This window comes from Mesorhizobium montanum, assembly GCF_033977145.1.
In the GTDB taxonomy this organism is placed as follows: Bacteria; Pseudomonadota; Alphaproteobacteria; order Rhizobiales; family Rhizobiaceae; genus Mesorhizobium; species Mesorhizobium montanum.
In genome coordinates, this window is sequence record NZ_JAVIJF010000070.1 from 1 (window position 1) to 752 (window position 752).

Consider the following 752-nt stretch of genomic DNA (forward strand, 5'->3'; position numbering starts at 1 on the left):
TTATTCCGTGATGGTGACGACGATGCCGGCACCGACGGTGCGGCCGCCTTCACGGATGGCGAAGCGCAGCTTCTCTTCCATCGCGATCGGCACGATCAGCTCGACGTCGACGGTGATGTTGTCGCCGGGCATCACCATCTCGGTGCCGGCCGGCAGCGTCACGATGCCCGTCACGTCCGTCGTGCGGAAGTAGAACTGCGGACGGTAGTTGGTGAAGAACGGCGTGTGACGGCCGCCCTCGTCCTTGGTCAGGATGTAGGCTTCGGCCACGAACTTCTTGTGCGGCTTGACCGTACCGGGCTTGGCCAGAACCTGGCCGCGTTCGACGCCTTCACGGTCGACGCCGCGCAGCAGCGCGCCGATGTTGTCGCCCGCCTGACCCTGGTCGAGCAGCTTGCGGAACATCTCGACGCCCGTGCAGGTCGTCTTGGTGGTCGGACGGATGCCGACGATTTCCAGTTCCTCGCCGACCTTGACGATGCCGCGCTCGACGCGCCCGGTCACCACCGTGCCGCGGCCCGAGATCGAGAACACGTCCTCGATCGGCATCAGGAACGGCTTGTCCAGCGGACGCACCGGCGTCGGGATGTAGGCATCGACCTGAGCCATCAGTTCGCGGATGGCGTCCTCGCCGATGGTCTTGTTGGAATCTTCCAACGCCGCCAGCGCCGAACCCTTGACGATCGGAATGTCGTCGCCGGGGAACTCGTTCTTCGACAAAAGCTCGCGAACCTCGAGCTCGACCAGCTCCA

1 protein-coding gene is annotated in these 752 nt (G+C 64.6%); it reads right to left on the bottom strand.

Going from position 1 to position 752, the window contains the following annotated elements:
- Positions 1–752, bottom strand: a 752-nt coding sequence (locus tag RFM68_RS33510) for an EF-Tu C-terminal domain-related protein (protein WP_320237203.1), incomplete at its 5' end; no start/stop codon positions are given.